Annotated in this window: 15 protein-coding genes, 3 pseudogenes and 1 riboswitch; of the genes and pseudogenes, 8 read left to right on the top strand and 10 right to left on the bottom strand. The window is 62.3% G+C overall.

Going from position 1 to position 21,818, the window contains the following annotated elements:
* Nucleotides 1-7: 7 nt before the first annotated feature.
* Genes OMP38_RS28740 through OMP38_RS28730 form a run of 3 tightly spaced genes read left to right on the top strand, consistent with a single transcriptional unit; the run spans nt 8 to nt 2,971 of the window.
* Nucleotides 8-1,879, top strand: a complete 1,872-nt coding sequence (locus OMP38_RS28740) for a cellulose biosynthesis cyclic di-GMP-binding regulatory protein BcsB (protein ID WP_277568131.1) — start codon at nt 8-10, stop codon at nt 1,877-1,879.
* 46 nt (nt 1,880-1,925) lie between these two features.
* Nucleotides 1,926-2,120 carry a hypothetical protein gene (locus OMP38_RS28735; protein ID WP_277568130.1) on the top strand — a complete coding sequence of 65 codons (195 nt, stop codon included), beginning with the start codon at nt 1,926-1,928 and terminating at the stop codon, nt 2,118-2,120.
* On the top strand, nt 2,117-2,971 hold the full coding sequence (locus OMP38_RS28730; protein ID WP_277568129.1) for a diguanylate cyclase domain-containing protein: 855 nt from the start codon (nt 2,117-2,119) through the stop codon (nt 2,969-2,971). Before OMP38_RS28735 ends, OMP38_RS28730 begins: the two co-directional genes overlap by 4 nt.
* Before the next feature lie 72 nt (nt 2,972-3,043).
* On the opposite strand, the gene OMP38_RS28725 is transcribed toward OMP38_RS28730, so the two are convergent.
* Nucleotides 3,044-3,946, bottom strand: a complete 903-nt coding sequence (locus OMP38_RS28725; RefSeq protein ID WP_277568128.1) for an alpha/beta hydrolase — start codon at nt 3,944-3,946, stop codon at nt 3,044-3,046.
* Between the two features lie 224 nt (nt 3,947-4,170).
* The gene (locus OMP38_RS28720; protein WP_338130690.1) at nt 4,171-4,866 is read right to left on the bottom strand and encodes a nitroreductase family protein; all 696 of its coding nucleotides are present in this window, start codon (nt 4,864-4,866) and stop codon (nt 4,171-4,173) included.
* 279 nt (nt 4,867-5,145) lie between these two features.
* On the opposite strand from OMP38_RS28720, the gene OMP38_RS28715 reads away from it, so the two are divergent.
* On the top strand, nt 5,146-5,880 hold the full coding sequence (locus OMP38_RS28715; protein ID WP_277568127.1) for a hypothetical protein: 735 nt from the start codon (nt 5,146-5,148) through the stop codon (nt 5,878-5,880).
* On the opposite strand, the gene OMP38_RS36350 is transcribed toward OMP38_RS28715, so the two are convergent.
* Together OMP38_RS36350 and OMP38_RS36345 are read right to left on the bottom strand one after the other, a co-directional pair.
* Nucleotides 5,843-7,105, bottom strand: a complete 1,263-nt coding sequence (locus OMP38_RS36350) for a hypothetical protein (RefSeq protein ID WP_420869764.1) — start codon at nt 7,103-7,105, stop codon at nt 5,843-5,845. The genes OMP38_RS28715 and OMP38_RS36350 overlap by 38 nt on opposite strands.
* Before the next feature lie 274 nt (nt 7,106-7,379).
* Nucleotides 7,380-7,772, bottom strand: a pseudogene (locus OMP38_RS36345) (GTP-binding protein); the annotation flags it as partial.
* Between the two features lie 304 nt (nt 7,773-8,076).
* On the opposite strand from OMP38_RS36345, the gene OMP38_RS28700 reads away from it, so the two are divergent.
* Nucleotides 8,077-9,690: a YhgE/Pip family protein gene (locus tag OMP38_RS28700; RefSeq protein WP_338130689.1), complete on the top strand. Its 1,614-nt coding sequence runs from the start codon at nt 8,077-8,079 to the stop codon at nt 9,688-9,690.
* A complete protein-coding gene (locus OMP38_RS35260; RefSeq protein ID WP_338130688.1) occupies nt 9,672-10,226 on the top strand; it encodes a YhgE/Pip family protein in 555 nt (184 codons plus the stop codon). The genes OMP38_RS28700 and OMP38_RS35260 overlap by 19 nt, the downstream gene beginning before the upstream one ends.
* 9 nt (nt 10,227-10,235) lie before the next feature.
* Here the strand turns inward: OMP38_RS35260 and ppsA are convergent.
* The 3 genes and pseudogenes from ppsA to modA form a co-directional block, all read right to left on the bottom strand.
* Nucleotides 10,236-12,852 (bottom strand): annotated as a pseudogene (gene ppsA, locus OMP38_RS28695) (phosphoenolpyruvate synthase).
* Nucleotides 12,853-13,073: 221 nt separating this feature from the next.
* A complete protein-coding gene (modB, locus tag OMP38_RS28690; RefSeq protein ID WP_277568125.1) occupies nt 13,074-13,733 on the bottom strand; it encodes a molybdate ABC transporter permease subunit in 660 nt (219 codons plus the stop codon).
* Between the two features lie 11 nt (nt 13,734-13,744).
* Nucleotides 13,745-14,563, bottom strand: coding sequence for a molybdate ABC transporter substrate-binding protein (gene modA / locus OMP38_RS28685; RefSeq protein ID WP_277568124.1), 819 nt, complete (start codon nt 14,561-14,563; stop codon nt 13,745-13,747).
* Between the two features lie 158 nt (nt 14,564-14,721).
* Here modA and OMP38_RS28680 point away from each other — a divergent pair.
* Nucleotides 14,722-15,710, top strand: a pseudogene (locus OMP38_RS28680) (substrate-binding domain-containing protein).
* Between the two features lie 43 nt (nt 15,711-15,753).
* A riboswitch (ZMP/ZTP riboswitch) is annotated at nt 15,754-15,835 on the top strand.
* Between the two features lie 129 nt (nt 15,836-15,964).
* Nucleotides 15,965-17,044: a GNAT family N-acetyltransferase gene (locus OMP38_RS28675; protein ID WP_277568123.1), complete on the top strand. Its 1,080-nt coding sequence runs from the start codon at nt 15,965-15,967 to the stop codon at nt 17,042-17,044.
* 356 nt (nt 17,045-17,400) lie between these two features.
* Here OMP38_RS28675 and OMP38_RS28670 read toward each other — a convergent pair whose 3' ends face one another.
* From OMP38_RS28670 to OMP38_RS28660, 3 genes are read right to left on the bottom strand one after another with little or no spacing between them, the layout of a single operon-like run.
* On the bottom strand, nt 17,401-18,561 hold the full coding sequence (locus tag OMP38_RS28670; protein WP_277568122.1) for a response regulator: 1,161 nt from the start codon (nt 18,559-18,561) through the stop codon (nt 17,401-17,403).
* 18 nt (nt 18,562-18,579) lie between these two features.
* Nucleotides 18,580-19,530 carry a histidine kinase gene (locus tag OMP38_RS28665; protein WP_277568121.1) on the bottom strand — a complete coding sequence of 317 codons (951 nt, stop codon included), beginning with the start codon at nt 19,528-19,530 and terminating at the stop codon, nt 18,580-18,582.
* A complete protein-coding gene (locus OMP38_RS28660) occupies nt 19,454-21,649 on the bottom strand; it encodes a sensor histidine kinase (protein WP_277568120.1) in 2,196 nt (731 codons plus the stop codon). The genes OMP38_RS28665 and OMP38_RS28660 overlap by 77 nt, the downstream gene beginning before the upstream one ends.
* Nucleotides 21,650-21,818: the final 169 nt, after the last annotated feature.

The raw sequence follows: 21,818 nt of genomic DNA, 5'->3' as shown, positions 1-21,818 counted from the left end.
AAGCCGTGTGAAAATAGGCCTCATATTGTTCATGCTGCTGTGCCTCGCCGCTGCCGCCTCGGCTCCCTATGCGGCCATGGCCGCGGAGCCGGGCGTCAATTCCGGCGTCGATTCGGGCGCCACGTCCTACACGACGCCGATCGCCGATACGGACACGACGTTGGACGGCAACGTCTCGTACAAACAGCAATTTTTCCAGGTGCCCGTCTATTGGAAAGTCGGACAGGTTAAAATCGCCCTGGATTACAAGGCTTCGCCGTTGGCGCAAGATAAGCTGTCCAGCGTAACGGTCAGCGTCAACGGGACCGCCATCACGTCGTTCCGCCCGGTCGCGAGCGAGAGCGCCAGGCAACGAATGGTCTTCGAGGTTCCCGTCTCGGCACTGATCCAGGGCACCAATACGCTGACGATCGAGGGCCATATCGTGTCCGGGGACGAGCAGGTGCAGATCTGCACGCCCACCTACGATGCGGATAAATGGTTCCAGATTTACAAAAGCTCGAGCATCATCGTCGGCTACTCGCCGCTGCCGCTCGCGAATGCCATCGCGGACTTCGCCGCCCGGTTCACGGGGCTCGACACGTTCGCCCGGCAGGACAACGCGATCGCCGTGCCCAAGGATGCCGATGCCTCCGAGCTCGAGGCGGCCGTCTATGCGCTGTCCGGCCTTGCCAAATCCGGCGGCGCAGGTACGAAGGGCATCCCGCTGTTGGCCTACGGAATCGACGACAGCGATATCGCGGACAAAAAGCTGGTCGTGGCCGTCGCCATGCGCGACCGGCTCCCGGCCTCCCTCCGAAGCCTGATTCCGGATGCCGCGCTCGGGGACAAAGCCGTCATTCGGCTGGTAGACGCGAAAGGACAGCCGACGCTCGTCGTCACCTCCGACAATGCCGCCCTGCTCGTCAAGGCGGGCAGGCTCGTCGCCAACGCCGCCCTGCTCGATCAACTCTCCGGCCCCGTCAAGGAAGTGACAGAGAATACGGAAGTCGCCTCTCCGGTCCCGAACATCACGAAGATCGTGAGCCTGACCGACGCCGGGGACCAGGTCACGGGCATCAACCACCGGACCAAAGATTATTATGTCGCGCTGCCGGCCAACCGGTCGATCGCCGAGGCCAGCAAGCTCAATCTGCGGTTTCGCTACGCCAAAAATCTGGACTTCGACCGGTCGCTGGTCACCGTCCTTGTCAATGGCAAGCCGATCGGCAGCAAGAAGCTGACCGAGGCGTTAGCGGACGGGGACAGCCTGAACCTGACGATACCGAAAAACATGAATTTGTCGGGCAACTTTACGATCACGGCTGCATTCGATTTGGAACTGAAAAACAATGTCTCCTGCGTGCTGCCGCAGGATCAGATGCCTTGGGCGTTCATCGACGCCGACACGGCGCTGCAGCTGAATACGAAGGACCGTACCGAGCTGCTGTTTAACAACTATCCGTATCCGTTCCTCCGGGACGGCATCTACAACCAGGTCGGCGTCGTGCTGCCGGGGACGCGCGATGCCGATACGTACCGGACGATCGGCAACCTGTTCAACCTGCTCGGACAATACGCGGAAGGCAATGCCGGCGAAGTCCGCTTCTTCGGCACGGACGTTACCTCCGACCAGCTGAAGGACCGCAACGTCATCGCGATCGGCTCTTATGCGGACAATCCGGTCATCCGCGACGCGAACAAAAGCCTTTATTTTAAATACAATGCCGCGGGCACCGGGTTCGTATCGAACGAGAAGATGAGCATCGACGAGGAATACGGCAAACGTATCGGATCGCTGCAGCTGATCGTATCCCCCCTACGAATCCGGCCACGGACTGCTGGCGGTCACCGGCGCCGAATCCCGGTATGCGTACCTGGCTTCCAAGCTTATCGCTAGCGAATCGACACTCTGGAAGGTGTACGGAGACGGAGCGGTAACGGACATGGACGGAGAAATTCACGCTTACCGCTTCAAGATCGCGGCAGCCCCGGATCAGCCTTCCGCCGTAGCCGACATTCTGGATCGCGGCGACGTGCTGGCCTTTACCGTCGCGGCCGTCTCCGTGCTGCTGCTCGTCCTGCTGTCCCTGATTCTGCTGATTCGCAAGCACCGCCGGAAAAGGAGAGATGTAAAATGAGACGCGACCAGAGCAGCCTCATGTCGGACGGCGCCTATCTGCTTCTTTTTATATTCTCCTTCGTCGCCATCGTCTACATGTCGGGCGATCCGGACCGTTATATGTACAACATCATCTTTCTGAACGCCGCTTTCCTGATCGCGATCATCACGTATTTCACCAACGTCACCGCAGGGTTAATCCTGAACATTCTGTTCATCTTCGGCTACGGGACGTTCACGCTGTACCGCACGGTCGTCGAAGGCGCGACGGTCAGCGCCCAGAACTACGTCTGGCTGGTGCTGACGCCGCTGCTGACGCTGATCACCTGGATGATCACGATGGCCAACCGGCGGTTGCAGGAGGACAACGAGCGGCTCCAGAAGCTGAATCGATCTCTCGCGACCATGGACGAGCATACCGATCTGAAAAACAACCTGTCGTTCCAGAAGGACGCGACGGTATTCATGGCCCTGTCCCAACGCTACAAGATGCCGCTCACGCTGTTGATCGTCAGCGTGAAGTACTGGGACGAGATCAAGCGCATGATCAGCCGAGAGCAGATGACCCAGACGATTTACAACGTGAGCCAGCTCAGCCAGACCAGCATCCGGACGAACGACTCGCTGTATATGCTCAATGCCGACAATCCGACCTGGGGCATGCTGCTGTTCACGGATCGCGAAGGCGCCAACATCGTGATTGACAGGCTTCGGCAGCGAGCGCGAGAACTGAATGAGACCGCGGGGGGATCTCGCTTCAAAATAGAGCTGATTCTGAAGATCGGCGCCATCGAATACAGCGCGGAGGAGACGCCCACGCCGCTCGAGTTGATCGCTCAAGCGCGCAAGCAGCTCGAATACGACGTTTAGGCTTCCCGAGAAGACGTCATCCGTATGGTGTCGGGACTCAGGTGCCGCGCGAGAAACGACAGCACCTCTCCCTTATAAGCCTCCGGGTCCGTCGTATAAGCGGTTCCGTGCTGCGCGCCCGGCACGATGAGCAGCGGCTTGTCCGCCGGCGCGGCGGCTTCGTGCAGCTTGTGAACCATCGCCGTCGGCACGAAGCTGTCGCTCCCCCCCGTGGATGAACAGGATCGGCTTCTCCGCCTTGGACACCTGGCGTACGACGGACGCTTCGCCGAAGAAGTAACCCGCTCGGATCCGGCAGACGAGACTGGTCAGGGGCAGCAGGGGAAAAGGCGGCAGCTTGTACATCCGCTTCAGTTGGTAGGTCAGGATGTCCGTCACCGAGCTGTACGCGCAATCGGAGACGATGCACCGCACCTGGGGAGGCAGCGGTTCTCCGCTGGTCATCAGGACCGTCGCGCCGCCCATGGAGATGCCGTGAAGCACGATCTGCGCGTCCGGGCCCATCCGGCGCACCAGCTCGTCGATCCAGCGCGCGTAGTCCTTGCGCTCGTGCCAGCCGAAGCCGATGTAACGGCCCTCGCTGTGCCCGTGTCCGCGGGCGTCCGGCATAAGGATATGGTAGCCCGCCGCATGATACTCGCGGGCGAAGGCGGCCATGTCCTCGCCTTGGCCGTTGTAGCCGTGCGCCAGGACGACGGCGCGGCGAGACGGCACGTCCGCAGGCAGATAATGCCCGCGCAGCTTGAGGCCGTCGAACGACGCGATCTCGACCAGCTCGAACGGCTGACTGCCGTACCAAGCCGCCGCGGAATGCCAGCTGGACGCTTCGTTCTCGGGAAGACTGGGATCGGCGCCGAGGAAAGCTTTGCTGTTCCGCGCGATGGCCACCCTGTAGAGGTAAAGACAGACGAGCGCTAACGCCAGCGCGAGCACGGCGCAGACGGCGACGACGGACCAGAGAACGACATAGGTCATGCGGACGCACGGCTCCTTTCCGGTTTCGCATGAAGCGGATGAGATAAAGAGAGCCTCGTCTCCGAAGAGACGAGACTGACGTCTGTGTGCGAATGAGCAGTGTATAGGTGCTGGGCGGCGCCGCTTCCAGCTAGGGCCGATAGCGGTCGTTTAGACCGCTATTTGCCGGCCAAGCCTCCGCACTTCCACAATTATAACTTACGGTTTTAAGGTGCGCGCGCGCCCTAATAAACATACATCCGCCTTCGACGACAGATCCCTGTCCCAACCGGCCATGCCTGCTGCTTCAATGGCAACCTTTCGCCAGTATTAAGGCAGCAACAAGCAAACAACAAGCGTCGATTTACCCCTCGATCCAGCGCGTCTTGTCGGACACCGGAATCCGGGATGCAGCCGGCGCCGTCATGTCCGGATAGCCGATATAAATAAAGCCTACGATCTCTTCGCTCCCCCGTCAGCTCGAACGCCTTGACCATTTCCGGATGCCCGAGGCCGTCGCCGGTACGCCAGACCGCGCCGAGGCCGGCGCCATGCGCAGCCAGAAGAAGGTTTTGCACGGCGGCGTGCGCGGCCGCCCGCTCTTCCCACAGCACCGCGCGCGGATGGTCGGTTGCCGGCGAGCTCACGGCGACGATGACGACGGGCGAGCGCAGCGCCTTCGCTTCTTCGCGAGCGAGCCGATCCGCGCGGTCCTGCTCGCTCATGCCGGCGACCGCGGACTCGGCCATCGCCGCATAGACGCCGCCAAGCACGCGTCTGCCCTCGCCGCTCAATACGACGAATCGCCATGGCTCGGTCTTATGATGGCTAGGCGCCCATGTTGCCGCCTCGATCACTTGCTCGATCAATTCGCGAGCTACCGGCTCGTCCTTTACTTTGCCGATGCTGCGGCGCCCTTTAATCGCTTCAAAAAGCTCCATATGTCGATATGCTCCTTTTGCGTTCCATACGATGGAATCCAAGTTATTTATGCCACCTTGATCATAACCCGCGGCGTGCCTTCGCTTCAAATCGCTATCAGCCTCAACCGGCCCCCGCTTCCAAACCGCACGCAAGCCCGCCCCCTGCAGATCGCCCCTGCAAAGTCTAATAAGAGTACCGAGCAACGCCCGCTCTTTTATTGTAAAATGGGAAAAGACCCGTAGAATCGGAACGATCGGAACGACCGGATCGGAGCGGTGTCGGGAGGATGGAGATCGATGACCATGCCGGATCAAACGTCCGCGCTGTCCAAGGAAGAGCTGAACGGCCTGCTCGGCGCAGGCCGCAAGCATGCGGAGGACGCTCAAGATAGCCATGGCGGCACGATGGGGACCGCGCCGAATGCGCCAAAGACCTCATCGCCGCAAGCTTCCGCCGCGGCGGAAGCGGACACCGCGGCCGAAAACCGGGCCGACGATCTTCAGATGGTGCTCGGCCATTGGGAACGCACGGTCGCAGGCCTGCAGCAAGAGCTGATCGAGCTGCGCAGCCGCGTGGCCCGCCTGGAACAGCAGCTTGGCGAGGAGACGGCCCGGCAGACGCCCCCCTCCCGCCGCCGGCCCGGTCGGCCATGCCGGACGCGCCGTGACGGCTCAGCCGCCGGCGTCTGGCGCTTTGCACGCCGAAGACGAGCCGTCAGCGCTGTCACGCGTGCGCACGTACCGCTCGAAACGCGGCTGGTTCTAGCGAAGCCGAGCGTCGTCACCATCCTGTCGCCAAAACCATGTCGCCAAAACGCCGGACTCCCCCCTTTCGCCAATCTACTTCTTGAGGTCGCAAAACCGTTCGATCCTTGGCGGCTTTTTTCTGCTATTGGACGTTCGATGGACCGACCGCAAGTATCTACACGACATTCAAACGCCCCCGCCGCCGGCTCGCTTCCACTGACCGCGCCGCGGTGTGCGCCAAGCGCGCCTACGTCGCGGTCAGCGCGCTGCGCGCCGCCAGGATAAACTTGGCCTGATCCAGCGGATTCACGCCCGAGCGCTTGCGCTGAGCCGCTACGTTCTCCGGTGCTTCCTGATAGCCCGCGAACGAAGCGGACAGCACGCCGCGCCCCTTGGTCAGCGACCCCAGCCGCGCCGGAAAGTCCAGCGAGTCGGCCACGGGCAAGCGGCCCTCGATCTCCATCCGCTCCCCCCCCCCCGCCGGCTCTGGCGCGCCGATGACCGCCCGCATCAGCAGAAGCTCGTTCATCAGTTTGCCCGCGAATTCTGCCGGGACCGACAGCTTGAAATTGAGCACGGGCTCGAGCAGCCGCGTGCCCGTACGCGCCAGGCCGTCCATGATGCCCATCGGCGTCGCGATGACGAAGTCCAGCGGATGCGTGTGCCAGACATGGTGCTCCCCTTCGATCAGCGTCACCTTGAGATCCGTGACCTCCCAGCCCAGCAGGCCTTGCCTCAGCGCCTCCGGCACCCGCCGGGCCACTTCGCTCTGATAGCTGTCGAGCAGACGCTCGCCGCGCTCCTTCGATTCATAGACGAGCCCGCTGCCCCGTGGAAGAGGCTCGATGAGGAAGCGGAGGATCGCCCAGCACGGCTTCGGCGCCAAGTACGCGACGAATCCCTCGCCTGCGCTGGCTGGCGTTTCTTTGTAAATGACCGACGGCGGACCGAACGTCACCGCCAGGCCGAACCGGCTCTGCAGCACGCTGGCCAGCACCTCCGTCTGGATCGGCCCCATCACCTTCAGATGCAGCTCGCGCTCGTCCTGCATCCACTGGAGCGCGAGCGCGGGATCCTCGTCCGCCAGCTCCTGACAGGCCGCGACTACGGCGGGATACTCCGCTTCGGATCGCCAGAACGCCTGCACCGTCAGCAGCGGCACCGCCAGCTGCCGCGCGCCGGGCACGCCCTCTGGCGAGCCGACGATGTCCCCGATCCGCGCCCGGCTCCAGCCGCATACGGCCGCAATGTCCCCGGCCTCAAGCACGCCGACGTCCGCCCACCGTTTCCCGTCCGCTTTGCGGATTTGCGTGATCTTGTCGCCCGTCCCCTCGGCGCCGCCCGGGATGACGTCGCGGTTCGCGATCGTCCCGCCGTAGAGCCGGACATAAGCGATCCGCCCCATGGCCGGATCGCGCTCGAGCTTGAATACGACGCCGGACACGTCGCCCGCAGGATCGCCCGCGGGCGGCGGCAGCAGCTCGACCATCGCGTCCATCAGCTCCCGCACGCCAACGCCCCGCGCCGACGCCCCGAACAGAACCGGATACAGCTCGCCGCGGCGCGCCCCCGCGACTATCGACGCCTTCGTATCCGCGGCGGGCAAGCTCCCTTCCTCCAGGTAACGCGTCAGCAGCGCTTCGTCGCGTTCGGCCGCCGCCTCGGCCAGCATCTGGCCGAACGCATCGGCCCACTCGGACCGCTCGCCCCGACCGCCCCCCCGCTTCCAGGAGGTCGACCGTCCCCCTAAAGCCGTCCTCGGTCCCGACCGGCGCTTGAACCGGCACGGCCGCGGTAGAGAGCAGCCGGCGGATCTGCTGGAGGACGCCGTCCGGATCCGCGCCTATGCGATCCATCTTGTTGACGTACAGGATCGTCGGCAAATTCAGTTCCCGCAGCGCTTGCCAGACGACCTCGGTCTGCGCCTGGACGCCTTCCGCGGCCGACACGATCAAGATCGCGCCGTCCATGACCCGCAGCGAACGCTCGACCTCCGCCAGAAAATCGACGTGCCCCGGCGTGTCCACCAGGTTCACGTCGATGCCCTGCCACGCGAAGCGCGTAACCGCCGCACGGACCGAGATGCCCCGCGCCCGTTCGACTTCCAGCGAATCCGTCTGCGCGGTCCCGTCGTCGACGCTGCCCGCCGTTCGGATGCGCCCGCTCGCGAACAGCATCTGCTCGGTCGTCGTGGTCTTGCCTGCGTCGACATGCGCGAAGATGCCAATATTGCGTCGCCCAGCAGGCGTATTTACCGATGCCTTCATCGTGAGATCGTCTCCTTGCGCCTCGATGCCTTAGCGCCAAAAATTCCTTTCACCATTGTACCGCAAGCTCCGCACATCTGCCCGCCGCGGACCGGCAGCCTCTCATACAGACCCGCCATACGCCGCAGACGAAGCGCGCAGCCGCGCGCTGGCATGGAATGGGCCGCGCGCGGGCAATATGAGTACACATTTCCTCGCGAAGGAGCCTGCGCGCATGAAGCCCGTCCTCGCCATCTACTGGCGCGATCTCCGCCGCGCGTTCACGAATCCGGCGGCCGCCGTCATCATTCTCGGACTCGTCGGACTGCCCTCCCTCTACGCTTGGTTCAACATCGAGGCGTCCTGGGATCCTTACGCGCAGACCGGCGGCATCGCCATCGCGGTCGCGAACGAAGACAAGGGCACGACGATCCGCGGACAGCCCGTCAATGTCGGCAAAGAAATGACAACCAAGCTGGCCGACAACCCTAGCGTCGGGTGGACGTTCGTCGACCGGACCGAGGCGATGCGGGGCGTGAAGCACGGCGACTACTACGCGGCCATCGTCATTCCGGACAACTTCTCCGCGAGCCTCGCCACCATCCTGGCCGCCGAGCCTTCGCCTGCGACGCTCGACTATTACGTCAACGAAAAAATCAACGCGATCGCGCCGAAAATCACTTCCAAGGGCGCGAGCGGCATCGTGCAGGAGGTAAGCCAGCGCTTCGTCGAAACGGCGAGCGGCATCCTGTTCGGCTTGTTCAACGAAGCAGGCAGCGAGCTGGAGGCTAGCCTGCCCTCGATCGAAAAGGTGAAGACGCTGCTGTTCAAGCTCGAAGCCGCCTTCCCGGAGATCAACGCCGCCGCGGATACGGCGCAGCGGGACGTCGGACTCGCGAGCGGCGTCGTGGCCAAGGCGCAGAAACGCCTGCCCGACGCGGCCGCGCTCGCGAAGGAGGGTCAGGCGCTGACCGAGAAAACCGGCGCGCTCCTCGAACAAAGCCGCACGGCGCTTACGCAAATGGGGCCGCAGATCAAGCAGGATCTGCTGAACCTGCAGCAGCTCGCAGGCGCGGCCCGCTCGGTCACCGCGCTGCTTCAAGCCGCGGATCCGGACCTGAACGCCGCGGCGACGGCGGCGACCGCCGTCGCGAAGCGCCTGCGGACCGGCGCGGACGTCGCGGGACGTGTCGCCGACCTGCTGTCGCAGCTGGACGCCATGTCGGGATCGTCCGCGCTGTCCGCGCAAGCGGCGAAGCTGAAGCAGACGCAAGCCGGCATGCTGGAGCAGGCGAAGCTGCTCGAGGACATCGCCGACGCGGCCGGGCGCGGCGAACGGCCGGCGGAGGCGGTCGTCGACCGGCTGAACGCGCTGGCGGGCGAGGGAGAGACGCGGCTGGGCGAGGGACTCGGCGCCTATGACGGAGAGATCGCGCCGCGCATCGATGCGGCGCTCGGCAAGGCCGCCGAGGCGGCGAGCACCGCGCAGGCCTTGCTCAAGGACGCGTCCGATGCGATACCGGACGCGAAGCGCGTCCTGACGGACGCGGCGTCGGCGCTGGCCGTCGGCGGAGCGGAGCTGGCCAAGGCGAAGGCGGAGCTGCCGGCGGCGCAGCGCAAGATTGTCGAGATCGCGGACAAGATTCGCGCCTTCGAGAAGGAAAACAACCTCGCGGACATCATCAAGCTGCTGCGCCACGACGCGCAAAAGGAAAGCGCGTTTTTCGCGGCGCCGGTCGAGCTGAAGGAAAACAAGCTGTATCCGATCCCCAACTACGGATCCGCGATGTCTCCTTTTTCACCACGCTGTCCCTTTGGGTCGGTGCCGTATTGCTCGTATCGGTCATGACGGTCGACGTCGACGAGCCCGGCGTCTCCTACCGGAGTCGCCACGTCTACTTCGGCAGATACCTGACGCTGGGCACGCTTGCCGTGCTTCAGTCGCTGTGCGTCACCTTGGGGGACATCTATATCCTGGGCACGTATGTCTCGCGCCCCGGGTGGTTCGTGCTGTTCGGGATGCTGCTGTCGGCGGTATTCATGCTGATCGTCTACACGCTCGTCTCGGTGTTCGGCAACGTCGGCAAAGCGTTCGCGATCGTCATGCTCGTGCTGCAGCTCGGCGGTGCGGGCGGGACGTTTCCGATCCAGATGGCGCCGCCGTTTTTTCAGAAAATCCATCCGTACCTGCCGTTCACCTACGCGATCTCCATGATGCGGGAGGCGGTCGGCGGCATTCTCTGGGACATCGTGCGTCGATGCCTGGCGTTCATGGCCGCGTACGCCGCCGCCGCGCTCGTGCTCGGGCTCGCGCTCAAGCGCCCCATCAACCGCCTCCTGGCCGGTTCGACGCGCAAGGCGAAGGAGAGCCGGCTGCTGCACTGAAGCGCCGGATCAAGCCTCCAAAATTTCAATATAGCCTTCGGTTCCGTTCACGCGGATTCGCTGCCCGTCTTGAATCAGCCTGGTAGCGCCTTCTGCCCCGACCACCGCCGGGAGCCCGTATTCGCGCGCGATGACCGCGCCATGCGTCATCAATCCGCCCACTTCGGTGACGAGTCCTTTGATGGATACGAACAAAGGCGTCCAGCCCGGATCGGTGAAAGCTGTGATCAGGATGTCCCCCCTCCTCCAGCGCGGCATCCGCCATATTCAAAATGACTCTTGCCCGTCCTTCGATCACGCCGGCGGATACGGGCAGGCCTGCGATAGCGCCCTCCGGGAGCCGATCGCGCTTATATCGGCCCGTAACGATCTCGCCGTCGGAAGTCATGACGCGCGGCGGCGTCAGCTTTTCGTACCACTTGTAGGCTTCCTTCCGATTGCCGACCGCCTCATGATCCAGGAAGCCGGTGCGCGCGACGTCGCGCAGTTCTTCGAAGGTCAGGTAGAAGATATCCTCTTTTTCATAGATAACGCCGGCCAGCGACAGTCTTTCGGCTTCTTTGAGCAAAGCTTGTTTGTATATAAAATAACGGTTGATCATGCCGTATTTGGGATATTCGCGATAACCGATGTAGTGGCGGAGCAGGTCGATCCATCGCTTGGTCTCCTTCGCCTTTCGGTCGCCATCCGGCAATGCGCGCAGCCGCTCCAGGAGCGCTCGTTCTTTTTCCTGCGCCTGCCGCAGCCCCTGTTCGAATTTTCGTTTGCCTGCATTCGGCGCTAAATTTTGAATATGGCCCAAAATAACCGGAACCAGCTCAATCGGCCTTTCGCTCCAGCGCGCTCTTGTGATATCGATCTCGCCGGCGCACCGCATCCCGTATTTGACCAGATAAGCTTCGATCGCATCCCGCGCTTCCTGCCCGCCCGCCAGCCGAACGAGCCCCTCCAAAAAACGATCGTCGGTCGCATGCCTTAAATACTCGATGACCTGCGGATAAGGGCGAATCGCGTCCGCGACATCCAGCAGCGCAAGCCCCATCTCCGAGGTGATATTGTTAGGCACGGATAGAGACAGGACGTCCGCGGCGTTGCGCTCGCCCAGCCACAGCTCCATATGCTCGTTGATCCAAGCGGCGGCATCCATGGCGGTCATGAACGTTTTCGTGCTGCGCGGGTCGAACAGCAGCCTCTTTAATTCCTCGAGGTCTTCCAAAATAAAGTCGAATAGCGCCGGCCCGGACTTGGATTGGATCGCTTCCTTAAGCGCTTCGAGCGAGGCTTGCCTCTCCGCGATCAGGTCGGATACGATCGCAGGATCGAGCGCGGGAGGCGACTGCACCGGAGCCGGTATCCCGACGCCGGCGCTTTGACGGCCCTCCTGTTCGTCCGCCTGCGCCAGGTTCAAGAAGCCTTCCCGCTCGACGATGGTCGCGAGCGCGTCCTTGATGATCGGATCGGATTTCCCCAAGGTGTCGATCATCATCGCCCTGCCGGCCGGCGTAATCAGGCGCGGCGTCGCGTCGACAAACAACCGGCCGCCGGCCGCAAGCATCGGCGCGCGCGTCGTCAACAGATAGAAGGACAGCCCGAGCGGCTTGATCGGATCGGTCATCATCTGTTGATGGCCGACGGACAGATAGACACGATTTTCATGATCGGGCGCATCGGGGATCGGATATAAAGTCGTGATCGGCCGGCTCTGCACGATATAAAAGGCATCGTCCGACCAACACCATTCGATGTCCTGGGGACTTCCGAAATGAGCCTCGATCCGTCGCCCGATTTCCGCAAGCTTTAATATTTGCGCTTCGGTCAGCACTTGCGTATTCTGCCGGCCGGGATCGATCGGCCTGGTCTCCGTTCCTCCTTCTTCCCGTCCGCGGATCTCCAGCTTCTTGGTCGCGATGCGTTTTAGGACGATCTTACCCTCCCGGACTTGATACAGATCGGGAGAAACAAGGCCGGACACCAGCGCCTCTCCAAGCCCGTAGCCCGCATCGATGGACAGCAGCTTGCGATTGGACGTGATCGGATCCGCGGTAAACAGAATGCCTGACGCTTGCGGACGAACCATGCGCTGAACGATGACGGATAAGTAAACGCGGCCGTGATCATACCCGTTTTGCATCCGGTATATGATCGCGCGATCCGTAAACAGGGACGCCCAGCAGAGGCCGATATGCCGGAGAATGACATCCGGTCCGATCCTATTCAAGTAGGTGTCTTGTTGTCCGGCAAACGAGGCATAAGGCAAATCTTCGGCTGTCGCGCTCGACCGTACCGCATAAGCATGCGCTTCTCCGAGCCGGGAGAGCTGCCGTTTCACGCCGTCCGAGACTTCGTCAGGAAGCGATAGGCCCGTCAGGATCCGCCTGATCTCTTGGCCGACTTTGCCGATTTGCTCACGGTCTTCTGCATTTAACTGCTTCAATCGATCCAGCTGCGCTTGATACGCTTCATGGCTTGCGACTGCTTTTTGGAAACCTAACGTGGTGACGCAAAATCCTTCGGGCACCTTCACGCCTTCGATTTTCGATAGTTTCCCCAGATTCAAACCCTTTCCCCCTACAAGCGCAAGCTGCGAGGGATCCATCTCCTGAAAATCGAGTACGAAAGCATGCATGCTGCATCTCTCCTCTACCTTTGTAATAAAAAAAGTTTGACAAGAGCTTGCCGACATGATACATTTAAGATGTAAGATGCGTTAACTTTGCATTCATATAAAAAAAGCGGAACAGATTGATTCTATCATCGCATCTGCCTTTCCGCAATACAAAAGAACCTGGCGATTGGCGCCAGGTTCTTTTTTGGTTGAATCCATACAGCCTTATCCTGCGTCGCGCCTTACTTCTTCGCGCGTCCCGTGAACAGCAGCAGCAGAAACGATATGCCGACGATCGCCGCCGTCCAAGCCCATGCCATCCCCGTATGACCGGCGTCCACGGCCACGTAGATCGCGGTCGGCACGGTCTGCGTTCGCCCCGGAATATTGCCCGCGATCATGAGCGTCGCTCCGAATTCGCCGAGTCCGCGCGCGAAAGCCAGCACGAACGCCGTCAGAAACGCATGCCCGGCAAGCGGCAACGTGATATGCCTAAAAACTTGAAGCTCGCCGGCCCCCGCGACCCGCGCCGCCTCCTCCGCTTCGCGGTCGACGGAGGCAAACCCGTTTTTCATCGTCTGGTAGACGAGCGGAAAGGCGACGACGACGGACGCGATCACGGCCGCCCACCAGGAGAAGACGATGGGAGCGCCGGTCAGCCATTCGATGAAGCGGCCCGCTCCGCTGCGCCTCCCCAGCAGAACGAGGAGGACGAATCCGACGACCGTCGGCGGCAGCACGAGCGGGAGCATGAAGGCCGTCTCGGCCAGGGACCGGCCTCTGAACGCGCGGCGGGACAATAGATGCGCCGCGACAGTGCCGAGCGCCAGCGCTGCGACGCTCGAGAGCAGCGCGACTTGGAGCGAGAGCCGAATCGGCGGCCAGAACGCTTGCCAATCCATCCGGACCGCGCTTACTCGGCAGCCGCTGCCGAGAATCCATATTTAACGAAGACGGCGATCGCTTCGGGCGTTTGCAGATAAGCGTAGAAGCGCTCGGCAGCTTCCGCATGCTTCGTCGCCTTGACGACGCCGATCGGGTAGACGATCGGTTTGTATCGCGACGGATCGACCGCGAAGGCGACCTTGACCTTGCCGGACGACAGCGCGTCCGTCTTGTAGACGAAGCCCGCGTCGGCGTTGGCCGTCTCCACGTACTGCAGCACCTGGCGCACGTCCTTGCCCTGCACCAGCTTGGCTTGCAGGCTGTCCCACAGCCCGGCGGCCGTCAATGCGTCCTTGGCGTAGCCGCCCGCGGGCACGCTCTCGGGAATGCCGATCGCGACCTTCTTGACCGCTTCGCCCGACAAGTCCTCCAGCTTGGCGACGGCGGTCCGTGCATCCGAGGGCACGACGACGACGAGCTCGTTTTTCAACAGATCGCGCTGTTCCTGCATCAACCCTTTATCAGCGAGCGCCTGCATGTTTTTGGTTGCGGCGGAGAGGAAGAGATCGGCGGGCGCGCCTTGCTCGATCTGCTGCTGCAAGGCGCCGGAAGCGCCGAAGTTGAAGCTCAGCGTCACGTCCGGATGCGCTTTTTCGTAAAGCGCCTTGAGCTCGCCGAGCGCGTCCGTCAGGCTGGCCGCCGCGGATACCGTGAGCTCGGTCTCCTCCGCGGACGGCGATGCCGGCGAAGAGCCGTTGGCATTGTTCGCCCCTCCGCAAGCGGACAACCCGAACAGGATGGCAACACAAACGATCCAAATCGCACTTAATCTCATTACTTTGTTCATAGCAGCCCCATCCGCCCCTATCATTTATATCTATTTATAATTAAAAATCATTATATATAACCAAACATTAACTGTAAACGTCTATGGCGGCGGTTTGTTCGAACGTTATGTTACAATAGACAAATCTAAGATCCTCGCCCATAAGGAGCTTGCCCGATATGACCGCCAGTATCTCATATACGACCGAAGAGATCGCTCAAATGCTCAAAATATCGAAGCTGACCGTCTACGATCTGATCAAAAAAGGGCGAATTGCCCTCCTACCGGGTAGGCAAGCAGATGCGCGTAGACGCCGCCGACCTGGAAGCCTACAAGCATCGCATGCGCTCTCCGGCTTCGCAGGAACAGTACCCGCACCGTCCGATCGCAGCCGGTTCAGCGGAAGCGGGGACGCGCGGCGCGGCGCCTGCGCGGCAGTCCGTCGCTTCGGCGACCCGGCCGCTGGTCATCACGGGCCAGGACATAAGCCTCGACCTGCTCGCCAAGCATCTCGAGCGCAATCCGAACGCCGGCGGCGTGCGGCCGCTGCGCGCCTACGCGGGCAGCCTCGACAGCCTGATCGCGATGTACCGCGGCGAAGCGGACATCGTCAGCACTCATTTGTACGACGGAGACACCGGCGAGTACAACCTGCCGTACATACGCCGCATCCTGATCGGCGCGCCTTATATGGTCGTGCGCCTGCTCAGCCGGACAGCCGGCTTGTACGTCCAGCAAGGCAATCCGCTCGGGCTCGCGGACTGGGCGGATCTGGCGCGGCCCGGCCTCCGGCTGGCTAACCGCGAGCGAGGCGCAGGCGCTCGCGTGCTGCTCGAGGAGCAGCTCCGGGTGCGCGGCATCCGGGCGAGCGGCCTTGCCGGATATGCGGACGAGCTGACGAGCCACATGGCCGTAGCCGCGAAGGTCGCGTCCGGGGAAGCCGACTTCGGCGTCGGGATCGAGAAGGCGGCTGCGATCGTCGGACGCATCGGCTTCATCCCCCCTCATCCAGGAGAGCTACGACCTGGTCGCGCTGAAGACGCCGGCCAACTTCCCTTGGATCGAAGGGCTGCTCGCCGGTCTGCGCTCCGACTTGTTCCAACGGGAGCTGGCCGCGATTCCAGGCTACGATCTGTCTCGCACGGGCGAGATCGTTCACGAAGAATAGCTTGATTGCGCGGCGCGCCGGCTTATAATAGGCAATAAGGATTCATGGGGCGCGCGACTGGCGAATCGACGCAGCGTACTGCGGGGGAGCGCGTCCTTCATAGGCCGATCGCCTGGGCGAAGTATTTGATCATAAGGTCAAATGCTTTTTTTTATTTTTCGAAAAAAGGAGCTGGCGGAGGATGAAGCGTGCGAGGAACGTGGCGGTACTGATTTACGAGGGCGTCGATACGCTGGATGTGGCGGGTCCGCTCGATGTGTTCGCGGTTTCCAGCGATTGGGGGGAAGGATCTGCACGTTTATACGGTCGGAGAAAGCGGCGCATCCGTAACGACCGTGAGCGGCGTGGTCGTCGAGCCACGGTATAGCCTGTCCGATTGCCCTGCGCCGGACCTCCTGGTCGTTCCCGGCGGCCTGGGCTCGCGGAAGGAGATGCATAACGAGCGGCTCGTGAATTGGATCGGGGCGTCCGCGCGGTCCGCCGAGATCGTCCTGTCGGTCTGCACCGGCGCGCTGCTGCTCGCGAAGGCCGGCCTGCTGGAGGGCATGCGGATCACCACGAACCGCAGGGCATTCGATCTGCTTGAGGCGGCCGCGCCGGCGAGCGCGACGATCGTGCGGGACGTCCGATACGTCGACAACGGCAAGTTCGTCATGTCCGGCGGCGTCACGACGGGAATGGACGCGGCATTGCACGTCGTCTCCCGGCTATTCGGGATCGAGCGGGCGCTCGCTTCGGCGTCGATGCTGGAATATGCGTGGCAGCGGCAGCCGTCCGAATCGCTCGGCGGGGCGGAATCCGATTCGGACGGCGAAACGGCGGCTTCGCCCGAACTGGACATCCGGCCTGCGACAACGGACGACGCCGAAGCGCTGCGGACGCTGTATCTTGGAGCCGTCGAATGGATTCAGGACGCCAAAGGCATCCGGCAGTGGCACGCGGATATGTTCTCGCCCGCGAACATGGAGATGCTGTTCCGCGAGCAGAATGTCTACGCTGCGTATCTGCAAGGAAAACTCGTCGGCGCGTTTTCGATCAACTGGGACCATGAAGAGGGGATCTGGGGACCGCTGTTCCATATGGACGCGGGTTACGTCCACCGCCTGGCCGTGGCGCGAGACTGCAAGGGGCTCGGGATCGGCCGTCTCCTGCTGCTGCACGCGGAAAGCATCATCTCGCAGAAGGGGAGAGCCTGGCTGCGTCTCGACTGCATGGCCGACAATCCCTCGCTGAACGCGTACTACGCGCGTCAAGGGCTGCAATATTGCGGCCGCTTCGACGGCCCGAGCTGGAGCGCGAGTCTGTACGAGCGAAAGGTCGGCAGCGGTGACTAGTCTTGTCGACAGAAACGGAGCTGCGCCGTCCGCAGTTCCGTTTCACGCTATTTTGATTCTACCTTCGTCCGTGCATCTAACCGCAGAATTCGCGCTTACCATTCGCTCAAAGGCGCCAAGCGAGAAAAGCGCGGTTACTGTAATGTGATTCTAATCAGACACCAACGCTTGCGCCGCCGCCGTGACAAAAAAAGTGACCCGCGTCGCCGCGGGTCCAAGGGTTCTTGCTATATCAAAGGGGGGGGGGTTGAGATCATCTTATCCTCCCCTGCTTAAGCGTTCATGAGCGCAACCTGAAGCTCCGCTTAAAATTGAGGCCGAAGAGCGGCACCCCGCCTTTGCCGGCAGCCGCTCTCTTATCCCCGTTTCCGTACCCTCAAGCCCTCGTACAGGCTCACCGTCATGTCCGACGCCTGGATCTGCAGCTCGTCGAGCCTGCGCTCCATCTCCTCGTACACGCGGTACACCTCGTCGTGCTTGCCGCTGCCCGCGTAGGCTTTCATCAAAATACGGTAGGCTTCCTCGTTGTAAGGAGAATGCTGCAGCAGCCTGCGCCCCGCGGCGATCATCCGTCCGTAATCCCGCTGCTCCTCGTAGAGCTGGGTCAGCCTGAGCAGTTGCGCTTCGATGGCCGCCTCGGTATGCCGGATCTCGTCGTCCGCCCATTGGTAATCTTCGCTGCGGAACAACCGTCCGCTGTACAAGTTCACCGTGCGCTCGAGCTGCTCCGCGTTGCTGCCGCCCGGCTGCAGGAGACCGGCCGCCGCGTCGACGAACTCCCGGTAGTCCGAGCGCTCGAGCTGCGGCGCCAGCGAGTACTTCTCGTCCTCGTAGATGACGGCGTCCTCCATGCCCAGTTGGCGGAAGTCGCGGCGCAAGTAGCTTACGCACGTATGCAAATAGACTTTGGCCTTCTGGTAATGCTCGTCGGGCCACAGCTCGTCGAGCAGCACGTCGCGATGGATTCGACTGCCGTAGTGGACGGCGAGGTAGGCGAACAACTCTTTTTCCTTGGAGGTCCGCCACTTGAGCCTTCCCCGGCCCTCTACGGATACTTGAATCTCGCCGAGCAGCTGCACTTGCAGCTCCGCGGGCGGCTTGTCCGCCGCAACCTTCCCCGCGTCCGCCTGCTCGGGCGCTTCGGACTTCTTGCGGGCGACCGCCCGCTTCACGCGGCCGACGGTCCGGTTGAGCCGATCCACTTCGAGCGGCTTGAGCAAATAATCGAGCGCGTCGTTTTCGAATGCGGAGACGGCATACCGGTCGTAGGCCGTCACGAATACGACCTGCGTATCGCAAGCCGACGAGCCTAGCCGTTCCGCCACCTCCAGTCCGTTCATGCCGGGCATCTCGATATCCAGGAAAGCGACGTCGGGCTTGAGGCGCGCGATCTGCGCGATCGCATCGATGCCGTTGCCGCAGCGTCCGATGACCTTCACCTCGCCCGTCTGGTGGAGCAGCAGCTCCAGCAGGCTGAGCGCATGCGCTTCGTCGTCCGCCAACAATGCGGTGATCATGATGATTCCCTCCTCTCGCTAGTCGTCTTTGATCGGCAGCCTGATGGTGATTCGCGTCCCGACGTCCGGTGCGCTCTCGATGAGCGGCCGGCTGCCGTTGAGATGGCTGAGGCGCTTGGCGATATTGGCGAACCCGACGCCGTCAGACGCGTCCATGGCGGCATCCATCAGATCCCGCACTTGTCGCTCGGCCATGCCGACGCCGTTGTCCTCGACGACGATCTCCACCTCAGCGCCGCGCCGCTGTACCGACAGCAGCACCCGTCCGCCGTTCAGCTTCTTGGCGACGCCATGACGGATCGCATTCTCGACGAGGGGCTGGATCGTCAGCGGCATGACCTTGAAGGACATGAGCCGCTCGTCCACGTCGATCTCGACGGCGAGGCGATTGCCGAATCGTTCCTTTTCGATGTCCACGTAGGCGCGAACCAGCTCGATTTCCTTATATAGCAGAACGCTTTCTTCCTTATGATCCTCGTGGAAAATAATCCGCAAATACTTGCTGAGCACCGCCAGCAGCTCGCCCGCGCGCGGGCCGTCCGTATAACAGAGCGACATGATCGTGCCGAGCGCGTTGTAGAGGAAGTGCGGCTTGATCTGCGATTGAAGAAACGCCATCTCGCTCGCGGTCGCTTCCTTCGCGAGCCGCTTCATGGCCAGCTGGGTGCGGATGCGTACCCGGACCTCCGAAGCGTCGAGCGGCTTGGAGATGAAGTCGTTGCCGCCGGCAGCCAGCCCGGCTTCGACGTCCGCCGGCGTCGTCCGCGCCGCGACGAACAACAGCGGGAGCTCGATCGGCGTATACTGCCGGCGGATCTTGCGGCTGATCTCATAGCTGCCGCCCCCGTGCAGCAGCACGTCGAGCAGCACGATGTCGGGCCGGGCGCTGCCTTCAAGCCGCTCCATCGCCTCTTCGCCCGAGCGGGCGGTCAGCACCCGGTAGCCTTCGCTGACGAGCAGATTCACCATCAGCTCCAGGTGAAGCGGCTCCTCCTCGACGACGAGGACGGTATAGACGCCGCCTGCCGGCCCCTGCGAGGTCGGTCCGGACTGCGTCCGCTCCCCCGATCTCCCTTAAGATGGCGCCGTCGCGGTCGGGGTTCGGCGGCTTGGCCATCGGCAGGACGAGCTCGAAGATGACGCTGCCGCGCTGCTGTTCGCCCGGCAGCAGGCGCATCTCGCCCCCCATCAGCCGCGTGAGCTCGATCGCCGCGGCCAGGTTGGCGCCGTAGAACCCCGGCTGGCGGGACTTCGAGTCCGCCGTGATCCCGGCGCCCCAGACGATCGCTTCGATCTGAAGCACGGACATATCGTTCCGCCTGTGGCCGCTCACCAGGATCGCCGTCAGATCGTCGAACTTCATGCTGTAGTCGAGCAGATTGGACAGCACCTGCATGAGCCGATTCTCGTCCGCCGTCGCGTAGCGGCTCTCCGGATTCAGGCGGTGCTCGAGCCGCACGGACTTCTCCCGCGCCAGGAACCCGTTCACCTCGAAGGCGATCGCCACGCAGGCGACCAGATCCACCGGCTTGAGCGCGACCTCCAGGTGGCCGTCCTTGATCCGGGTAAGATCGATGATGTCGTTGACCAGGTTGGACATTCGATAGGCGGTATTGCGGATGATCTGGAGCTTGTCCCGGCTCCCGACGCGCCTGTCCTTCGGCAGCTGCGCGGAGCTGTCGAGGAGCGACTGGGACAGGTTCATGATCCCTTGCAGCGGCGTGTTCAGCTCGTAGGACGTCCGCAGCAGGAATTCGTCCTTCAGCTGGTTGGCCGCTTGCAGCTCCGCCGTGAGCTTGGCCATCGACTGGTAGGTCGAGAAATAGTTTTGCGCGAGCATCGCCACGATAAAGATGACGAACGAGAGCCCCAGCACGTCGGACAAAATGGACGGCAGGAACGTGCCGTCGCCCTGGTTCAAGAAAGCGGAGCTGATCAGCAGCATCAGCAGAGACACCAGCGCCATCAAGTACATCTTGATCTCCCGCTTCGAGCTTGCCGCCGACTTGCGGTATTGACCAAGCGTGAACAGGACAAGCGCCATGAGCAGCAGTATGAACGCCAGCATGATCGCGCCCAGCGCAGGCGCGTACATGCGGTACGGAACCCAGACGATGAAGAGGCAGAACAGCCCGATCGCCCCAGCGGGATAGAGCAGCAGACGCCGGGCGAATCCGGTCGCGTAAGCATACGCCGTGTACACGTTAAGAAACGGAATCGCGAGCAGGACGGACAAGTCCTTGATTTTCCACATGATCTCGAAGGGCATGTCGGACAGCAGCTGGAACAGCATGCGCTGTCCGTTCATGACGATCAGCACGGCAAAGCACAGGAAGAACAAGCCGAACGATAGAAAGGGCAGACGCCGCTGAAAAAAGAAATACAGCAACAGCGAAAAGATGCCGAACAGGAGAAAAATGATCGCGCCCGCCCACTCGAACATCGTCTGCGCCGCCCTGGACATCTGAACGTCGTCGGACAGTCCGAGCCGCAGGGGCAGCGCGATGCCGCCTGTCGGATAGTCGTAGTTCGCGACTTGGATCAGCAGGTCGATACGATCGTCCGGCACGACGAACGAGACGGTGTAGGGGAAGTTGCCAGGCTCGTAGCCCTTGCGGGACATGCCCGGCGAGCCCGAGGATGCCAGCTCTTTGCCGTCGACGTACATCCGGTCCGCGAATCGGATGACCTGCTTGTGTATGGCCAACGTCCGATCGGTCGGCTTGATGCGGATGGACAAGCGATAGGTCGCGTAGCCGTAGCCCTTCATGTCCTCGCCGTTCCATACGCCCGGAACCTGGATATACCGCTTGCCCGCAGGCTGCCTGCCGCCGGCGAAGTCGGCGGGCGTCAGCAGCCGGTCCGGATAGAACTCCCACTCTCCGCTCAGCCTTACCGTTCCGTCGGACCGGAAGTCCCAATCGGACAGGTCGAGCGTTCCCTGCTTCGCATGCCGACCGCCATGGCTGGACTGATTCATTTCGAACATCGCGGCGCCCAGGAGAATGACGACGATCGCGAGGCCGATGAGGAACCGGTCGAGTCCGCCCGTTATGTTCTTGATGCCTTGCACGCTCACGTTCTTCACCGCGCCCGCCGTCGAATTTAATCCGTTGTTTAACAACTTTGTCGTTTATACTCTATTGTAATTCCGATCGACTATTATAGGTAGCCTTTTATCGCTTCTTCCCCCGCGCGCCGGTTCCCCTTCCGGCCCCCCGCGGTTTCCTTCTCTATTTTGCATCATAGCGCTTAAC

The organism is Cohnella ginsengisoli, assembly GCF_029525555.1.
In the GTDB taxonomy this organism is placed as follows: domain Bacteria; phylum Bacillota; class Bacilli; order Paenibacillales; family Paenibacillaceae; genus Cohnella; species Cohnella ginsengisoli.
Note: the sequence above shows the minus strand (reverse complement) of the source record. Positions and strands in the feature narration are given on the sequence as shown.